Source organism: Duganella margarita (assembly GCF_009857535.1).
GTDB lineage: Bacteria > Pseudomonadota > Gammaproteobacteria > Burkholderiales > Burkholderiaceae_D > Rugamonas > Rugamonas margarita.
On record NZ_WWCS01000021.1, the window covers coordinates 14,307 to 28,626 of the forward strand.

Annotated in this window: 14 protein-coding genes; 9 read left to right on the plus strand and 5 right to left on the minus strand. The window is 64.6% G+C overall.

The window, feature by feature from the left end:
- Positions 1 to 6: 6 nt before the first annotated feature.
- Together GTP55_RS24260 and GTP55_RS24265 are read right to left on the minus strand one after the other, a co-directional pair.
- Positions 7 to 246 carry a hypothetical protein gene (locus GTP55_RS24260; protein WP_161047374.1) on the minus strand — a complete coding sequence of 80 codons (240 nt, stop codon included), beginning with the start codon at positions 244 to 246 and terminating at the stop codon, positions 7 to 9.
- 58 nt (positions 247 to 304) lie between these two features.
- Positions 305 to 1,735: a M20/M25/M40 family metallo-hydrolase gene (locus GTP55_RS24265; protein WP_161047375.1), complete on the minus strand. Its 1,431-nt coding sequence runs from the start codon at positions 1,733 to 1,735 to the stop codon at positions 305 to 307.
- Positions 1,736 to 1,856: 121 nt separating this feature from the next.
- Between GTP55_RS24265 and GTP55_RS24270 the strand changes: the two genes are divergently transcribed.
- The 8 genes from GTP55_RS24270 to GTP55_RS24305 all read left to right on the plus strand — a co-directional run bounded on the left by GTP55_RS24270 (position 1,857) and on the right by GTP55_RS24305 (position 11,500).
- Positions 1,857 to 2,414 carry a GNAT family N-acetyltransferase gene (locus GTP55_RS24270; protein ID WP_229258143.1) on the plus strand — a complete coding sequence of 186 codons (558 nt, stop codon included), beginning with the start codon at positions 1,857 to 1,859 and terminating at the stop codon, positions 2,412 to 2,414.
- 134 nt (positions 2,415 to 2,548) lie between these two features.
- A complete protein-coding gene (locus GTP55_RS24275) occupies positions 2,549 to 2,977 on the plus strand; it encodes a glycine zipper domain-containing protein (protein WP_161047376.1) in 429 nt (142 codons plus the stop codon).
- Positions 2,978 to 3,053: 76 nt separating this feature from the next.
- Positions 3,054 to 4,091, plus strand: coding sequence for a serine/threonine-protein kinase (locus GTP55_RS24280; protein ID WP_161047377.1), 1,038 nt, complete (start codon positions 3,054 to 3,056; stop codon positions 4,089 to 4,091).
- Positions 4,088 to 6,622: an FtsW/RodA/SpoVE family cell cycle protein gene (locus tag GTP55_RS24285; protein ID WP_229258144.1), complete on the plus strand. Its 2,535-nt coding sequence runs from the start codon at positions 4,088 to 4,090 to the stop codon at positions 6,620 to 6,622. Before GTP55_RS24280 ends, GTP55_RS24285 begins: the two co-directional genes overlap by 4 nt.
- Before the next feature lie 3 nt (positions 6,623 to 6,625).
- Positions 6,626 to 8,278 (plus strand): hypothetical protein, encoded by a 1,653-nt coding sequence (locus GTP55_RS24290; RefSeq protein ID WP_161047378.1) that lies wholly within the window; start codon positions 6,626 to 6,628, stop codon positions 8,276 to 8,278.
- Positions 8,279 to 8,284: 6 nt separating this feature from the next.
- On the plus strand, positions 8,285 to 8,770 hold the full coding sequence (locus GTP55_RS24295) for an SH3 domain-containing protein (RefSeq protein WP_161047379.1): 486 nt from the start codon (positions 8,285 to 8,287) through the stop codon (positions 8,768 to 8,770).
- Positions 8,771 to 8,850: 80 nt separating this feature from the next.
- Positions 8,851 to 9,858, plus strand: coding sequence for a PP2C family protein-serine/threonine phosphatase (locus GTP55_RS24300; protein ID WP_161047380.1), 1,008 nt, complete (start codon positions 8,851 to 8,853; stop codon positions 9,856 to 9,858).
- A 94-nt stretch (positions 9,859 to 9,952) separates the two neighbouring features.
- Positions 9,953 to 11,500, plus strand: coding sequence for an FHA domain-containing protein (locus tag GTP55_RS24305; RefSeq protein ID WP_229258145.1), 1,548 nt, complete (start codon positions 9,953 to 9,955; stop codon positions 11,498 to 11,500).
- 16 nt (positions 11,501 to 11,516) lie between these two features.
- Here GTP55_RS24305 and GTP55_RS24310 read toward each other — a convergent pair whose 3' ends face one another.
- The 3 genes from GTP55_RS24310 to GTP55_RS24320 all read right to left on the minus strand — a co-directional run bounded on the left by GTP55_RS24310 (position 11,517) and on the right by GTP55_RS24320 (position 13,625).
- On the minus strand, positions 11,517 to 12,398 hold the full coding sequence (locus GTP55_RS24310; RefSeq protein ID WP_161047381.1) for a pirin family protein: 882 nt from the start codon (positions 12,396 to 12,398) through the stop codon (positions 11,517 to 11,519).
- A 4-nt stretch (positions 12,399 to 12,402) separates the two neighbouring features.
- Positions 12,403 to 12,801 carry an OsmC family protein gene (locus tag GTP55_RS24315; RefSeq protein ID WP_110848133.1) on the minus strand — a complete coding sequence of 133 codons (399 nt, stop codon included), beginning with the start codon at positions 12,799 to 12,801 and terminating at the stop codon, positions 12,403 to 12,405.
- Between the two features lie 77 nt (positions 12,802 to 12,878).
- Complete coding sequence (locus GTP55_RS24320; protein ID WP_161047382.1) at positions 12,879 to 13,625, minus strand: AAA family ATPase; 747 nt, start codon at positions 13,623 to 13,625, stop codon at positions 12,879 to 12,881.
- Positions 13,626 to 13,677: 52 nt separating this feature from the next.
- Here GTP55_RS24320 and GTP55_RS24325 point away from each other — a divergent pair, with 52 nt between their 5' ends.
- Complete coding sequence (locus GTP55_RS24325) at positions 13,678 to 14,319, plus strand: GNAT family N-acetyltransferase (RefSeq protein ID WP_161047383.1); 642 nt, start codon at positions 13,678 to 13,680, stop codon at positions 14,317 to 14,319.
- Position 14,320 lies beyond the last annotated feature (1 nt).

The following is a 14,320-nucleotide window of genomic DNA, read 5'->3' on the forward strand; positions in this document are numbered from 1 at the left end:
AAGCCATCAGACCATCCGCACCAGCGGATTGGCGATAATGTTATCGATCTGGATCACCGCCTCGTCGCAGGCGGCGGCGATGGCGTCTTCCTTCATGTCGCGAACAAACTGCATGGTCGCGCCTTCAAACACCTGTTCCCCGTCCGCGTTGACACGCGCCAGATCACAACTAGCCGTCCATTTTTGGTCGCTGGTCGGCAGCGCGGTCGGAATGATGTCCCATCCTTTGTAATGCAGCTTGTCCATGATCGCCTCCGTATTGAGTCAGAAGGCTATCATGGTGGGCCAAAGCCCGGCGCACGTATTAATCCGTCTTGGCGACGCGGCCGATGTTCTCATCCATATTGGCGAGGAACCAGCTGAGCGAGGTCATGACCGCCACGTGACGCTTCAGTTCCAGCGGGCTGACCTTGTCCAGCGTATCGGCCGGCGTGTGGTGGTAGCTGAAGTAGAAGCTGGCGTCCACCAGCGGCTGGAACGACGGCACGCCGGCGCGCTCCAGCGGGCCGATGTCGGCGCCGGCAGCCTGGTCGTGGCGCTGGAACACGCCCGCGCCGATTGGATCGAGCGCGGTTTTCAGCGGCGCGAAATACTTCACCATCTGCGGCGTGACGCTGGCGATGAAGCCGAACGGGCGGCCACCGCCTTCGTCCGATTCGATTGCGGCGAAGTGTTTATCCAGCTTGTCCTTGTTGGCTTCAAAGTAGGCCTTGCCGCCACGGGTGCCGTTTTCCTCGTTCATCCAGGCGATCACGCGGATGGTGCGGCGCGGATGCAGGTCGAGCTTTTTCAGCGTTTCGATCACGCCCATGGCGCCGGCCACGCCGGTGCCGTCATCGTGCGCGCCGGTGGCCAGGTCCCAGGAATCCAGGTGACCGGAGACGATCACCACTTCGTCGGCCTTATCGGTGCCCGGCCAGTCGGCGATGACGTTGAAGCTGTCGGCATCCGGCAGCGTTTGCGGCGTCAGCGTCAGGTGCAGTTTCAGCGGACCGCGTGCCGACAAACGGCTCATCAGCATCGCATCTTCCGCCGTCACGGCAGCAGCGGGAATGCGCGCGCCATCGACCAGGCCCGTGGCGCCGGTGTGGGCGATACGATAATTAGCGCCGCCGACCGAGCGCACCAGCGCCGCCGCCGCGCCCATTTCCGCCGCCAGGCGCGGGCCTTGCGTGCGGATGCGCGAACCGGCGCCGTAGGCAGGGCCAGCCTGGCCCCGATCAGCCATCTCCTGATCGAAGGCGACGTCGAACAGCACGATGCTGCCCTTGACTTGCGCGCCCTTGGCCTTCAATTCCTCAAAGCTGTGCACCACGATCACCGGCGCCGTCAGGCCGGCGGCCGGCGTGGCGCCCGAGCCGCCCAGGGCGGTCAGCACCACTTTTTGCGTCACGCCGTTGGGACGGCCGGCGTATTCCACCACTTCCGCCTTTTCCTCCCCACGCACCCAATGCGGCACCTTGACCGGCTGCAGCGTCACTTTCGCGCCCAGCTTGCGCATCGCAGCCGCCACCTGTTCCACCGCCGCCTGCGCGCCGACGGAGCCGGACAGGCGCGGGCCGACCAGGTCGGTCAGGTCGGCCAGGCGCTCGTAGGCCCAGTCGCTGTTCATCGCGCTATCGCGGATCTGGCCCAGCGTGGCCGGATCGTTGGCAGGTGCCGCGCTGGCGCCAAGGCTTAACAGGCTGCTGGCCAGGACGGTCAGCGACAGGGATTTCTGGAAGACGGATTTCATGCGGTTCCTGTAGTAGTAAAGGTTGGGTAGCAAGATCGTCTTAAACAATAACCCATCATGGCGCTCTTGTCATTCATATTGATTTGCCATCGCGCTTGCTCTACCATGTACGTTCAACTGCATGAAGAAAGCGTCTATGCTCAAGGGTTCACTTTGCACCGTACGCCACCTGCTCACCACAGACCTGAATACCTTCATCGCGCTGGTCAACGACCTGCCGTCTCGCGGCGATTATTTTTCCACGCACTTCAAGTCGCCGGAAACCATGCGCAAGGAGTTCATGCAGAATAACTTCGTCACCGAAGACAGCGAGCTGTTTGTCATCGAAGACGCGCTGCATCACATCATTGGCGTCATCACCCACTTCAAGAGCCGCACGCCGACCACGCGCGAAATCGGCTACCGGCTGTTCGACACCAAGCTGTCCGGACGCGGATATGTCACCGAAGCGTGCCAGCTGCTGGTCGATTATCTGTTCAACGTCTACCAGTACCAGCGGCTGGAACTGCTGTCGGCGCCGGAGAACGTGGCCTCGGTGCGGGTCGCACAAAAATGCGGCTTCCAGCCGGAAGGCACACTGCGTAACGCCTTCTTTATCAATGGCCGTTATCAGGATGTGATGGTTTTCAGCCTGCTGCGCCCCGAATGGGAAGCACGCCGTCTTTCCATATCTGTCTAAATGTTACAAGCCATTACCACCGAGGCCCGTTTGTAAGCATCTGTATAAGACATGGAAATTACATTTAGGAGAGGTATAGTGGACTCACTGGCTAACGAATCATTCTGATCCGCGCCACAGCAAGGGGAATTACCATGTTGAGCAAAAAAATGATGGGTGTAGCGTTACTGGCCACTGCAGCAGTATCGTCGTCGGCCTTCGCAGGCGACCGTGATTTCAACACGGTGGCCGGTGCTGTGGTAGGCGCTGCAATCGGCAATAGCACCGGTGGCCGCGATGGCGCCATCGTCGGCGGCGTGCTTGGCGCGGCGGTGGGCAACAGCATCCGCACCAACGATGACCGTTATTATCGCGGCGGCGGCCGTGGCTATGTCGAAACCCGCGTGTACTCGCAGCCTGCGCCGGTCTACTACGAGCGTCCAGCGCCGGTGTACTACGCACCGCCTCCACGCTACTACCAACCGCCACCACGCGTGGTGTACGTTGAACCAGCCCGCCCATACTATCGCGAATACCGTGAGGAGCGCTGGGAACACCGTCACCGCGATCGCTGGGATCGTTAATCTTTAGTCTACAAAGCCCCGATGCGTCGGGGCTTTTTTCATTCCCTCCGCTAGTTTGCTGCGACGGGGGGGAAACATGACAACAGCAGACGCAATCATCGCTTTGGAACTGGGCCACTACCGGCTGCGCGAGCAGATCGGCGGATCGGCCTACGGCATCATCTGGCGCGCCAGCGGGCCGCAGGCCACGCGCGACGTCGCCATCAAGCTAATCAACCAGGAACAGATGGCGCGCGCCCTGCCCGCCCAGCGCACGCGCTGGACCACCAGCGCCAATAACGAAATCGCCTTCCTCCAGTCGCTGGAGCCATGGGACGAACGGCACATCGTGCGGCTGCTGGACAGCGGCTGGCACGACGGCCTGCCGGTGCTGGCGCTGGAGCTGATGGGCTCCGACCTGGGTAAGCACATGGTCGCACTCAAAAGCCGCGCCGAGACCGTCCCGCTGGCGCAAGCCTTGGGCTGGATCGCGCAGATCAACCAGGCGCTGGCCAAAGTCCACCAATACGGCTGGCGATATCTGGATCTGAAGCCGGCCAATGTGCTGCTCGATCCGCACCTCCACACCGTCAAGCTGGCCGATTTTGGCACCAACCGCGAATTAGGCAGCCTGCAAGCGCACTCCTATGCCGGCACCGCCAACTGGCAGGCGCCGGAACAGTTCTTCCCGGCCGATGGTGGCGGTTACGCCACCGGGCCGCGCAGCGATTACTTTTCACTGGGCGCGCTGTTCTACTTCCTGGTCACCAGCGGCATACTGCTGCGCTTTTGCAGCGACTGCGGGCAAGCGTATCGCGAACATCACGTTGCCGGCGCCAATCTGCTGCGCGGCATGCATGGCGGCGAGATTCCGTCCGCGCTGCACGCCGGCGAAGAGGAACGCTTTGCCGCCGCCATCCCGGCCGACAAGCGCGATGCGGCGCTGGAACTGCTACGCGCCTTGCTGCAAATCGATCCTGCCAAACGCCCGCGCCACGCGATCCAGATTAGCCGCATGCTCAATACCATCCAGGGCGTAAAGCCAGCGCGCGGCGTATTCGACACGGTTGATCCTGTGCTGGCGATGCGACGGCCTTCCGCCGTCAATGGCTGGCAAAGCTTGCAGGTGGCATGATGACGCCCTCACAAGCAGCCAGCCGCTTAACCACGCAAGCGGTAGGCGGCGCCGCACGCCGCCCGATGCCGCGCCAATCATCAGCCGCTCGCCTGGCTGGCGTCCTGAATGCCACGCTGTACGCCACCGCGCGCGCTGCCACCCGCAACGTCGGCCTGGCGATCACGCTGTCGATACTGGCAAGCCTGTGCGGCTTGCAGGCGTTAGCCTTGTTGCGCGCACCCGCAGCCTGGTTGCCCTCCGCAATCAACGTTACCCTGCCGGCCGGCGACAGCATCACCCTCGGCCAGCGCGAGCTGGCAGCGCCGCAGACCGACCGCAATCATCTGTCGCTGCGCCGCGACGCCAGCGGCAGATGGCTGTTGCGCAATCTCAGCGCCAGCAATCACGTGGTACTGCTGCGCGACGGCGCCGAACAACGCATGGGCAGTATCGCCATGCAGGATCTACAACGCGTCCAGATTGACGGCGCCGTCTTTGAAATCCGCGCAGCCAATGCAGACCAAGTCACCTTCACGCGCGACGGCCACGAATGGCGCTACGACGGCGCCACGCTGTACCGCGATGGCCGCCAGCAAGCCAATTGTCCTGAATCGCGCCTCGCCTCGAAGGCGCTGGCGGCATGGAACGGCATCATGCCAATGACCATCGCCCGTCCGCTCACCTTTGGCGGCAATCTGTATTGCGACAATCGTCTCGGCCTGGCGCAAGTAACGCCGGGCGCCGCGCAGATCAGCCGCATCAACGGCCGCGTGCAGCTATCGGCTGGCAATGCAGATGGCGACCGCGCGGCGGTGCTGGTCACCGGCGCCGGCAAGCAGACGGACTTGCGCAATCAGGAAGCATCCCTGGCGGGCGTCAACGCCATCATGGTCGGCCACACGCGCTTGCAAATCACCACCAGCGGCAACCAACTGAAGCTGCAACCAAGCCGCCACGTCAAGCTGTTCGCCGAGCCTGAACTTAAACAACAGGAGCAAGTGAGCTGGCAATGGCAGCAGCGCGCACTCTGGAGCGGCGGCCACGCCGACACGCTCTGTACCGGCATCGCCCTGTGCCTGGCCTGCATTGGCGTTAGCGCCATCACGCGCTGCGCAAGCTCCGCTCATCCCGCTGCCGCTCTGGCCGAGAGCGCCGGGGGGCATCGCGCAAGCCAAGCTGCCTCGTCTAGGGTGGAAAGAGTGGCAGGCGGCAGCATCCTGCTGGCGGCGGCGGGCATGCTGGCGCTCGGACTGATCGCGCTGATCGCCCAACGCGCCGGCTATGCACCTGGCGCAGCATGCTCATTGCTGCTGGCCGCCAGCGCGCTGCTGCTGTGGATCGCCCTCCCCGGCCGCCTGACGCTGGCCACCGCCGCCGGCGCCGTGCTGCTGGCCGCCGGCCTGCTGGCGCAACTGGAACTGGGCCTCGGTGCGCCGGAATCGTCCTGGCTGCGCTACTACCAGAAAAGCGCGGCCATGCTGGCCATCGGCGCCGGTCTTGGCGGCCTGCTGCGCCTATGGGCACAACACCAGGCGGCGCGCGGCATCCACCTGCAACAGCGCACCATCGAATGGATACTCGCCCTGTTCGCTGCCGTGGCGCTGGCCGCACTGGCCGCCCAGGTATTGTGGGGCGACGAAACCGGAGTCTTCGACCTGCAACCAGTGGAACTGGCGAAACTGGCGCTGACCGCCCTCACCGCTCACTGCCTGGCGTTGCGCTTCCACTGGCACAGCGGCCCGCAGCGGCTGACCGACCACGGCACGCGCTGGCTGCAACTGATCGGCCCCGCCTTGCTGTTCCTCGCCCTGCTCGGCCTCGCGCTGGTGCAGGTGGACGACTTCTCACCCCTGATCCTGCTGCTGGTCTGGAGCACCGGCATAGGCCTGGCCTACGCCGTCGCCGCCGGCAACCGGCCGCTGGCCGCAGTGCTGGTCGGCGGTGCCTTGCTGGCGGTGGGCGCGGTGGTCTACCTGCGCGTGGTCGGCACGGATGACCTGATCCGCTGGGGCTTCTACGCCGACCGCTTCCTGGTCTGGCTCAATCCCGCCGAGCATCCGCACACCGGACAACAGCTGCTGCTGGGCGCCCGCGCCATCGGCGACGGCGGCTGGCTGGGCGCCGACCACTGGTTCGGCCTGCGCACGCTGGGCCAGACCGCCGGCAGCGCGGTGCAAATCCCCGCCGTGCAGGACGATTTTGCGGCGTCCTTCTTCCTCAACCGCCACGGCCTGCTGGGCGGACTGTTGCTGTGGGCGGTGCAGGCGGCCTTCCTGACCGGGATTATGCTGGCGGCCCTGCAGGCCCACCGCAGCGGCGCGGCAGCCCGTCACTTCCGCCACGCCTGGCTGGGACGCTTCCGCTATTTCGCCCTGTGCGGCGGAGGCGCCTTCGTGCTGGCGCACTTCCTGCTGTCGTGGGGGACCAACCTGGCAATCTTTCCGATCATGGGGCAGCCGATGAGTTTTCTGTCGGCCGGCGGCAGCCACCTGCTGTTTTTCCTCTGCCCTCTGCTTACCTTCGTTGCGATATCTACTGAAGGAGTTTGAATCATGCCGACCTATGTTCAACACGCCGTCCTGGGGCGCATTCCGGACGTATTCAACGCCGAGGCAATCTGGCAGACGCCGGGGCTGGCGCTGTTCTCGCGCCGCCCGCTGCTGCGCGATCTGCTGGAGCGCAGCCCGCGCGAGCACAAGGGCCGCGCCGCCACCCGCTGCTTCTCGCACGTGACGCTGGTGCTGCCGCAGGAAGATGTCGACGATGACTACCACCTGACCCGTGGCGCGCGGGCGCGCGATCTGGCCGAAACGCTGGCGGCGCTGCATCAAAAGGATTTTGGCGATCTGCTGGGCAGTGACCAGGTACGCTATGACGTGGTCGGCGCGGCATCGCTGGCGCCGGGCGAGATTGAGGTCAAGTTCGGGCATGCGGTGTATTTGCCGGCGCCGGATGAGAAGATTCTGTACAACGTCAGCATGTCGCGGGACAGCGCGATCTGGCATCCGGTGTGTCCGCTGTACCCCAATCAGCGTTTGGCATTGATCGGCGGCGAAGGCGCGGAAGCCAGCGCCGTGGCGCAAGGCTGGCCGTTTGGGCCTGATGCGGCGCTGTTGATTCTTAACGATGGCCCGGACGCGCCGCCGGTGCTGCAGATGCGTCCCAAAGAGGCGTTCGATTGCCGCTACGATCCGCACAGCGGCTACTTCACGGTCAAATCGCTGCGCGAGCCGCAAGGGGCAAGGATGCTGGTGAAGATTGCCCGCACCTCGGCATTTCCGCTGCGAGCACGCCACCAAAGCGATACAGGCAGCGCTACGCCGGCAGTCAATCCAGCGGTCTGGCAAAGCCGCTCCGGCGCGGGTAGCAACGCGATGGCCGGCGGCGACATCTCACCACGCGGCACCGGCGTCATCGCGCCAGCCCGCGCTGTGAATGTTCGTGCCGCAGCTGGCATCAATATCGTTGCGCGCAGCGGCGCTGGCGCCATCGACCTGACCGCCGTACCGGTCGCCAGCCACAAGCCGGCCAACCGCGCTGGCGAAAGCGACGCGACTTATGCGCCGGTATCGCAGCAGCGCGTCAGCCTGGTGGCGTTAGCCTTGCCGCGCTTGAGCCGCTACCGCGACACCGGCGCGCAAGCTCTTGAGCTGCCATTTAATCAGTCGCTGGCCCTTTCGGCTGACGGCCAACCGGCCATCAGCCTGATGGTCGACGCTGCGGACGATTTGTACGCCTGCACATCAGAAGGCCGCCAACGCGTCGAAGCCCCCGCCACCTTCGCCCCGGTCGATACGCGCGCACTGCGCCTGATGGCTGTCGCGCCGGAGATGGCGGACCGCTACCGCGCCGTGGTCTGCCTTGCCCAACCAGTCAGCGCCGGCGTGGCAAGCGGCGCGCGCTTCACCTTTGGCCGCAACTCGCCGATGCTGGCCTCTTTGCGCCTGCTCGACTCGCCGCGCTTCCTCAAGCGCGCAGACGGCGCGGGCAGCGCCAGCGCGGACCGGATTGGCCTGTCGCGCAACGCTTTCACCTTCGAAGCCACGACCAGGGGCTACACCATCGCCCGCCAGAGCGCCACGCAGACGCTGTATCACCTCGACGACAAGCTGCAATTCGTCGCCAGCATCGGCGATGCGCCCTACCCACTGCCGCATGGTCATCATCTGGTGGCAGGCCACTACGTACTGCGTTTCGACGCCTGAGCCATCATGGATGCCGTCACACTCCACGCCGTTGCCGCCTTTGCTGCGGGCCTGATCGTTACGCTGTTCCTGGCCGCGTACCTGACGCCGCGCGCCTGGTGGCGCCGGCCTAACGCGCGCGCGCTGCTCATCATGGTGGCCGGCGCCTGGAGCCTCGGCAGCCTGATTTTGTACGCCACGCACGGCGCGGGCAGCGCTCAAGCTAGTCCGGTGGTCGCCGCCACCGCAACCGCGCCCGCCGCCGACGACGACAGCGCAGCGGAAAGCTGGCGCAACGTTGCCGCAGGCCGCCCATTCCACGTCCACCGCGACCTGAACCTGCGCGCCGCGCCTGGCGTGCACGCCGCCCGCCTCGCCATCGTGCCGGCCGGCGCCGAGGCCACGCCGACCGGCATGCGCAATGGCGACTGGTGGCAAATCAAAGCCAGCGTCAATGGCCGCGAAAACACCGGCTGGGTCAGCAGCCTGTGGCTGCGCCGGAGCGGCGAATGACGCACACGCCACCCACCGCCGCCGCCACTTTTTCGGCTAAGCTGTGGCCTTTCGCATCCCGCGCTGCGGCGCCCGCACCGATGACACGTATCACCGACCACCTGAACTTCGGCCCCGCCCTGGACGTCGCCGCCCGCAGCAGCGCCAGCATCAGCAAGCTGCAAGTGCCGGAGAACCAGGACAACCTGCTGCTCATCGACGCCGACGGCCGCGCCGTGCTGCTGCGCGACCAAGGCGCGCAAACCACCCGGCTGCCCGACTGGCCGCAAGGCCACGTGCGCCTCGCAGTCCTCGACGGCATGGGCGGTCACGGACACGGACGGCAAGCCGCCGAAGCCGTCGCCACCGGCCTGCTGCGCATCCCCGCCTGCACCACGCTGGAAGAACTCAGCGCGCACCTCGACCAACTGCATCACAAACTGCAAGCCCATTTCAGGCGCCCGGACGACCACGACACCTTCCGCCGTCCGGGCACCACGCTCACGCTGCTGGAAATACCGCCCGGCCGCGAACCGATGCTGTACCACGCCGGCGACTCGCGCCTGTACGAAATCACGCCGCAAAGCGCCAACCCGCTGACGGTGGACCACGTCCCCGCCACCTCCTTCGCCATGCACGGCCTGCTGGACGAGCAGGAATGGTGGCAGCAAGTGCACGGCGAACACCGCGCGCAGATTGCGCAAGCGTACATTCTCGGCAACGCCTTCACCAATCCGCAAATCCTGGACGACGGCCTGCTGCCGCTGGACGCGTCCAACCTGCCGCCCTTCCTGCGCCACCTGGCCGACCGCCGCGCCGTGCCCGTGCGCGCCGACGCCACCTACCTGCTGGCCACCGACGGGTTCTGGTCCTGCGCCCATCCGCAGCCGTGGATCGCCCGCTGGCCGGCGCTGATGGCGCAGCCGTCCGCCGCACTAGCGCTGGACGCCCTGTTCAACGACTACGCCGCCAGTCCGCCACCGCAACTCCATATCGACAACCTGAGCGCCATCGTGATTCGCTTCGGCCAGCCCGCTGCGCGGCCCCAAATGACGGGCAATGTTGACGAAACGGCACTGCCCACGGCACCAATTCCGTCGCATTTTTGATACCCGCACAGCCAACCGCAAAAATCGGTTGCAAAGTTTGCCAAACAGAGCGAAAACCGCATAAACTTGCGGGTATCCCATCGGTCGGTTTGTCATGAAAAAATGCAGTAATGCCCAGCACCCGCATTGCACCTTCTGGGTCATGCCTGGAGCGCAAACTTGTGAAGGCGGCCACGCCCAAACGGAAGCGTCCAGCTACGATCTGCTGACTGCCTTGCGCACCACCCGTCCCGCCTCGCCGGTCACGGTGCTGGATGTCGTCCCTGCATCGGCCAACACCGCCAATACCCAAGCCGCCGAACCAAACTACGCCCGCCCGCATCAGCGCGCGCAGGCGCTGCGTCCGCAATTGCACATCAGCGGTTTCGACCCGCGCGCCGCCGGCGGCCGCCAGACCTTGAAGATGGAACTGCGCGGCATGCCGGACGCCTGCGCGCCGCAACTGACGCTGCAACTGCAATCGGACCTGATTCCCAACGGCGCTGCGCGCCAGCACTTCGTGCGCGCAGTCGGCGGCGAATGGCGTCCGGTGTTCGTCGAGTTCTCGTCGCGCGGCAAGGAGCATGGCCAGTACCAGATCAGCATTGAGCTGCTTAGCCAGCATCCCGGCATGGCGGCGCGCAAATGGGTATGTACCTTCGTCATCCTGGTGCCGCGCCTGGACGCCACGCTGACCGAAATCCACCGCATCTTCCTCAGCACCCACAAGAACGTACGCGTGATGGCGGACGACGCGTCGATTGCCCGCGTCAGCGCGCAAGGCGGCGATAGCCTGGATATCGACGTCACCGCCCGCAACGCCGGCATCGCGCATCTGGACCTGAACGCGCCGGCCGGCAAAGTGGACCTGGGCTTCTCTACCATCGCGTGGGACGAAGACCTGATCGAAATCGACATGCCGCAGGCGGCCGCCGTGCATCCGCACACCACGCGCGCCGCCTCGATGGTCAACGCCGCACCGGAAGCCGGCGCGCAACGCCAGATCCGTTTGTTCGCGATGGAAGAATGCGTGATCGGCCGCTTTGAACTGGTCGATCCGGAAGCGGACGTCATGCTGACCCACTACACTGCGGACGGCCAGGACACCAATGGCCTCACACGGCGCCTGTCGGGGCGCCATGCCGTGATCCGCCGTTCCGGCCAGGGATTTGAAATTGAAGATGTATCGCGCTACGGCATCCTGCTGGATGGCGTCTGGCCGGGCAAGAACAAGCCGACCGCGCTGCGTCTCGGCATGCGGATCGAATTCAGCGCCAGCATCAAGGGCATCGTCACGCTGGCAGTATCGGCCATCATGCCGCACGGCGTGATCCTGCACCGGGTCGACCATGGCGCCAATGCAGAATGCTTCTACCTGCTGGCGCCGGACGCGCATCCCGGCTATCCGGTCAAATCGTATGCCGCCGCGCCGCATGCGGCAGCGCTGCCGCTACTGCTGCACCGCGACGGCGGCTTTTGGCACCTCGACCAGCTGACCGGGCAGGAAACCGCGCTGGCGCCGACCGTCTCGCTGGATAAACTGAGCCGCGTGCCGCGCCATACCCGCTTCGCCAGCGATCCATATCCGGAACACTGGATCATCCGCACCGGCGCGGATGACATGTACAGCACGGTGGCGGCGAACGCACTGTCCACCGCCTGACCGCTCCAATCAGCGCTTATGCCGACGGCTTCTTCGCCGGCAGTGGAATCCAGTCCGTCTCTCCCGGCACCGGCGCGAAGCGCTGCGCTTCCCAATCCTCCGCCGCCTGCGAAATACGCTCCTTGCGCGACGAAACAAAGTTCCAGTACATGAAGCGATGGCCGTCCAGCGGTTCGCCGCCAATCACCACCAGGCGCGCTTCCGACTGCGCTTTCACGCTTTGCGGACCTTCGGTGTTCAGCAGCGCCATGGTGTGCAGCTCCAGCGGCGCGCCGTCGACTTCCAGTTCGCCGCTGATCGGGTAGACCGCCGCTTCCACCGGCAGGTTGTCGAGCACCAGCTCATGACCCGCTTGCAGCACAACATCCAGATACAGCGTCTGGCTGAAGGTCTTGACCGGCGAGGTTTGGCCGAAGGCTGATCCAATCAGCACGCGCACCTTGGCGCCGTCGATGTCCAGTTCCGGAATCTCACCAGCCGGCGTGTGGTGGAACGCCGGCGCTTCCTCTTCATGCGCCACCGGCAGCGCGGCCCACAATTGCAGGCCATGCGTGCGGTGCGGCTTGCCGACCAGGTCCTTCGGCGTGCGCTCGGAATGCACGATGCCGCTGCCGGCCGTCATCCAGTTGATGGCGCCCGGCTCAATGCGCTGTACAGTACCCAGGCTGTCGCGGTGGTCCATCGCGCCTTCAAACAGGTAGGTCACGGTGGCCAGGCCGATGTGCGGATGCGGACGCACATCATGGTCGGCATCCAGCGGCACATCGAGCGGACCAAAATGGTCGAAGAAGATGAACGGCCCCACCGCCTGCTTGATGGCGGATGGCAGGAAACGGCGCACCATCAGGCCACCGCCCAGGTCTTTCTCATGGCCCTTCAGCAGATTTGTCACGCTCATGGTGTTATCCCAGTACGGTAGTGATTTCGGTGGTCACTGCGGTCATCAGCTTATGGATCGGACATTTCTCCGCCACGGCCAGTAGCTCCGCGCGCTGCGCGTCGGTCAGGTCGCCGGTCAGGTGCAGCGTGGCGGTCAAACGGTAGACGCCGTGACGCTCTTCCTTGTCATCGCGTTCCATTGTGACTTCCACATTCTCCAGCGGGATGTTCTTGCGCTTGGCATACCACACCACGGTCAGCCCCTTGCAGGCACTCAGGGAGGCGTCATACAAATCGTGCGGCGACGGGCCGGCGTCGCTGCCGCCCTCTTCCACCGAAATATCGGAGGAGATGATGTGGTTGCGCACATGGACGATGTGGCGCATTGGCAGGGATTGATCACGCAGGGCTTTGATCGTCATTCTATGTTCCTTGTAGGCGTTAAATCAGAACCGACAATGTACACCGAATGACGGAGTTATGCTTCTTCTAAAAGGCCTCATGACGACAGTAAAATATCCAACATGCGCTGCGGGTTCGTGACGAAATCGTGCATGATCTGGAAATGCTCGGTGTCCTCGTAATGCACGCGCTTGAGTCCCGCGTCCGAGCAGTGATAAACGTCGGCATCCGGATAGGCCATCAAGATCGGCGAGTGCGTGGCGATGACGAACTGCGAGTTCTCATTTGCCAGTTGATGGACGCGGCTGAGCAGCGCCAGCTGGCGTTGCGGCGACAGCGCCGCTTCCGGCTCATCCAATACATAAAAGCCGTTGCCGCCAAAGCGGTGCATCACCAGCGACCAGAAAGACTCGCCATGCGATTGTTCGTGCAGAGACTTCCCACCGTAGGAGTTAATCACCGGCGGTCCCAGCGCGCTTTGGTCCAGGTGCTCAATTTCAGTCGCCAGGTTAAAGAAGCTCTCGGCCCGCAGGAAGAAGCCATCTCGCGGCTGCTTGACACCCTTAACCAGCCGCAGATACCGATGCAGCTCCGAATGCGAGGCACGCGTATTGAAGCCGAAATTTTTGGTGCCGCCTTCCGGATTAAAACCAAAGGCGATCGCGATCGCCTCCAGCAAAGTCGATTTTCCCGAGCCATTTTCGCCGACCAGAAAAGTCACTTTGGGATGCAGCGGCAGCGTGTTCAGATGGCGGACGGCGGGCAGGGAAAACGGATAATGGTCAAAGCTCGCCACCTCCTCCACTTTCAACCGCACCTGCGACACGTACTGTCTAGAGATCATACCGCTTCCAGTCATATAATCGGTCAAGGATAACATCAAGCGTGAGGAATGAATGAGCACTGTAGACCCGCAACTGCTTGCCAGCTGGCTGTCGGCCCGTTCGATCGCGCGCGGCCTGCCGGCGCCGGTGCCGGACCGCGGCGGCCTGCGCGTGGACACCGGCCAGCCGGACGAACTGCGCCGCTATGTCTTTGCCGGCGCCGATCCGGCCATCACCGAACTGGCGCGCGAGATCAACCAGCCGAAGGTGTTTATCAAGATGTGCGGCCGGCCATCGCTGCTGCAGGCGCGCGTCACGCCACGCTGGGAACTGCAACCGGACGCCTATCTGATGATTAAGGATGCAGGACGCAACCCGGTGCCGTCGCTGCCGTCCGGATTCTGGATGCAGGTATCCACCGAAGGCCGCACCACCACCGCCCGCATCTTCGCCGAAGACGATACGCTGGCCGCCAGCGGCTACGCGGTGGAATATGAAGGTGTGTTCGCCTTCGACCGCATCGCCACCGAGGCGCAGCACCAGCGCCAGGGACTGGGCGCCGCGCTGATGGCGGCGCTGGGCACGGCGCAGCAGTCGCAGGCCGCGCAGCGCGTGCTGGTGGCCACCGAACAAGGCCGCGCGCTGTATGCCACGCTGGGCTGGCGCGTGCTCTCCCCATACTCCACGGTGGCGCTGCCGGACGACGAGGCGTAGG

What these genes read in the sequence shown, in the direction of transcription:
- GTP55_RS24260 (WP_161047374.1), bottom strand. Translation starts at nt 246, where the DNA reads ATGGACAAGCTGCATTACAAAGGATGGGACATCATTCCGACCGCGCTG.
- GTP55_RS24265 (WP_161047375.1), bottom strand. Translation starts at nt 1,735, where the DNA reads ATGAAATCCGTCTTCCAGAAATCCCTGTCGCTGACCGTCCTGGCCAGC.
- GTP55_RS24270 (WP_229258143.1), top strand. Translation starts at nt 1,857, where the DNA reads ATGAAGAAAGCGTCTATGCTCAAGGGTTCACTTTGCACCGTACGCCAC.
- GTP55_RS24275 (WP_161047376.1), top strand. Translation starts at nt 2,549, where the DNA reads ATGTTGAGCAAAAAAATGATGGGTGTAGCGTTACTGGCCACTGCAGCA.
- GTP55_RS24280 (WP_161047377.1), top strand. Translation starts at nt 3,054, where the DNA reads ATGACAACAGCAGACGCAATCATCGCTTTGGAACTGGGCCACTACCGG.
- GTP55_RS24285 (WP_229258144.1), top strand. Translation starts at nt 4,088, where the DNA reads ATGATGACGCCCTCACAAGCAGCCAGCCGCTTAACCACGCAAGCGGTA.
- GTP55_RS24290 (WP_161047378.1), top strand. Translation starts at nt 6,626, where the DNA reads ATGCCGACCTATGTTCAACACGCCGTCCTGGGGCGCATTCCGGACGTA.
- GTP55_RS24295 (WP_161047379.1), top strand. Translation starts at nt 8,285, where the DNA reads ATGGATGCCGTCACACTCCACGCCGTTGCCGCCTTTGCTGCGGGCCTG.
- GTP55_RS24300 (WP_161047380.1), top strand. Translation starts at nt 8,851, where the DNA reads ATGACACGTATCACCGACCACCTGAACTTCGGCCCCGCCCTGGACGTC.
- GTP55_RS24305 (WP_229258145.1), top strand. Translation starts at nt 9,953, where the DNA reads ATGAAAAAATGCAGTAATGCCCAGCACCCGCATTGCACCTTCTGGGTC.
- GTP55_RS24310 (WP_161047381.1), bottom strand. Translation starts at nt 12,398, where the DNA reads ATGAGCGTGACAAATCTGCTGAAGGGCCATGAGAAAGACCTGGGCGGT.
- GTP55_RS24315 (WP_110848133.1), bottom strand. Translation starts at nt 12,801, where the DNA reads ATGACGATCAAAGCCCTGCGTGATCAATCCCTGCCAATGCGCCACATC.
- GTP55_RS24320 (WP_161047382.1), bottom strand. Translation starts at nt 13,625, where the DNA reads ATGATCTCTAGACAGTACGTGTCGCAGGTGCGGTTGAAAGTGGAGGAG.
- GTP55_RS24325 (WP_161047383.1), top strand. Translation starts at nt 13,678, where the DNA reads ATGAGCACTGTAGACCCGCAACTGCTTGCCAGCTGGCTGTCGGCCCGT.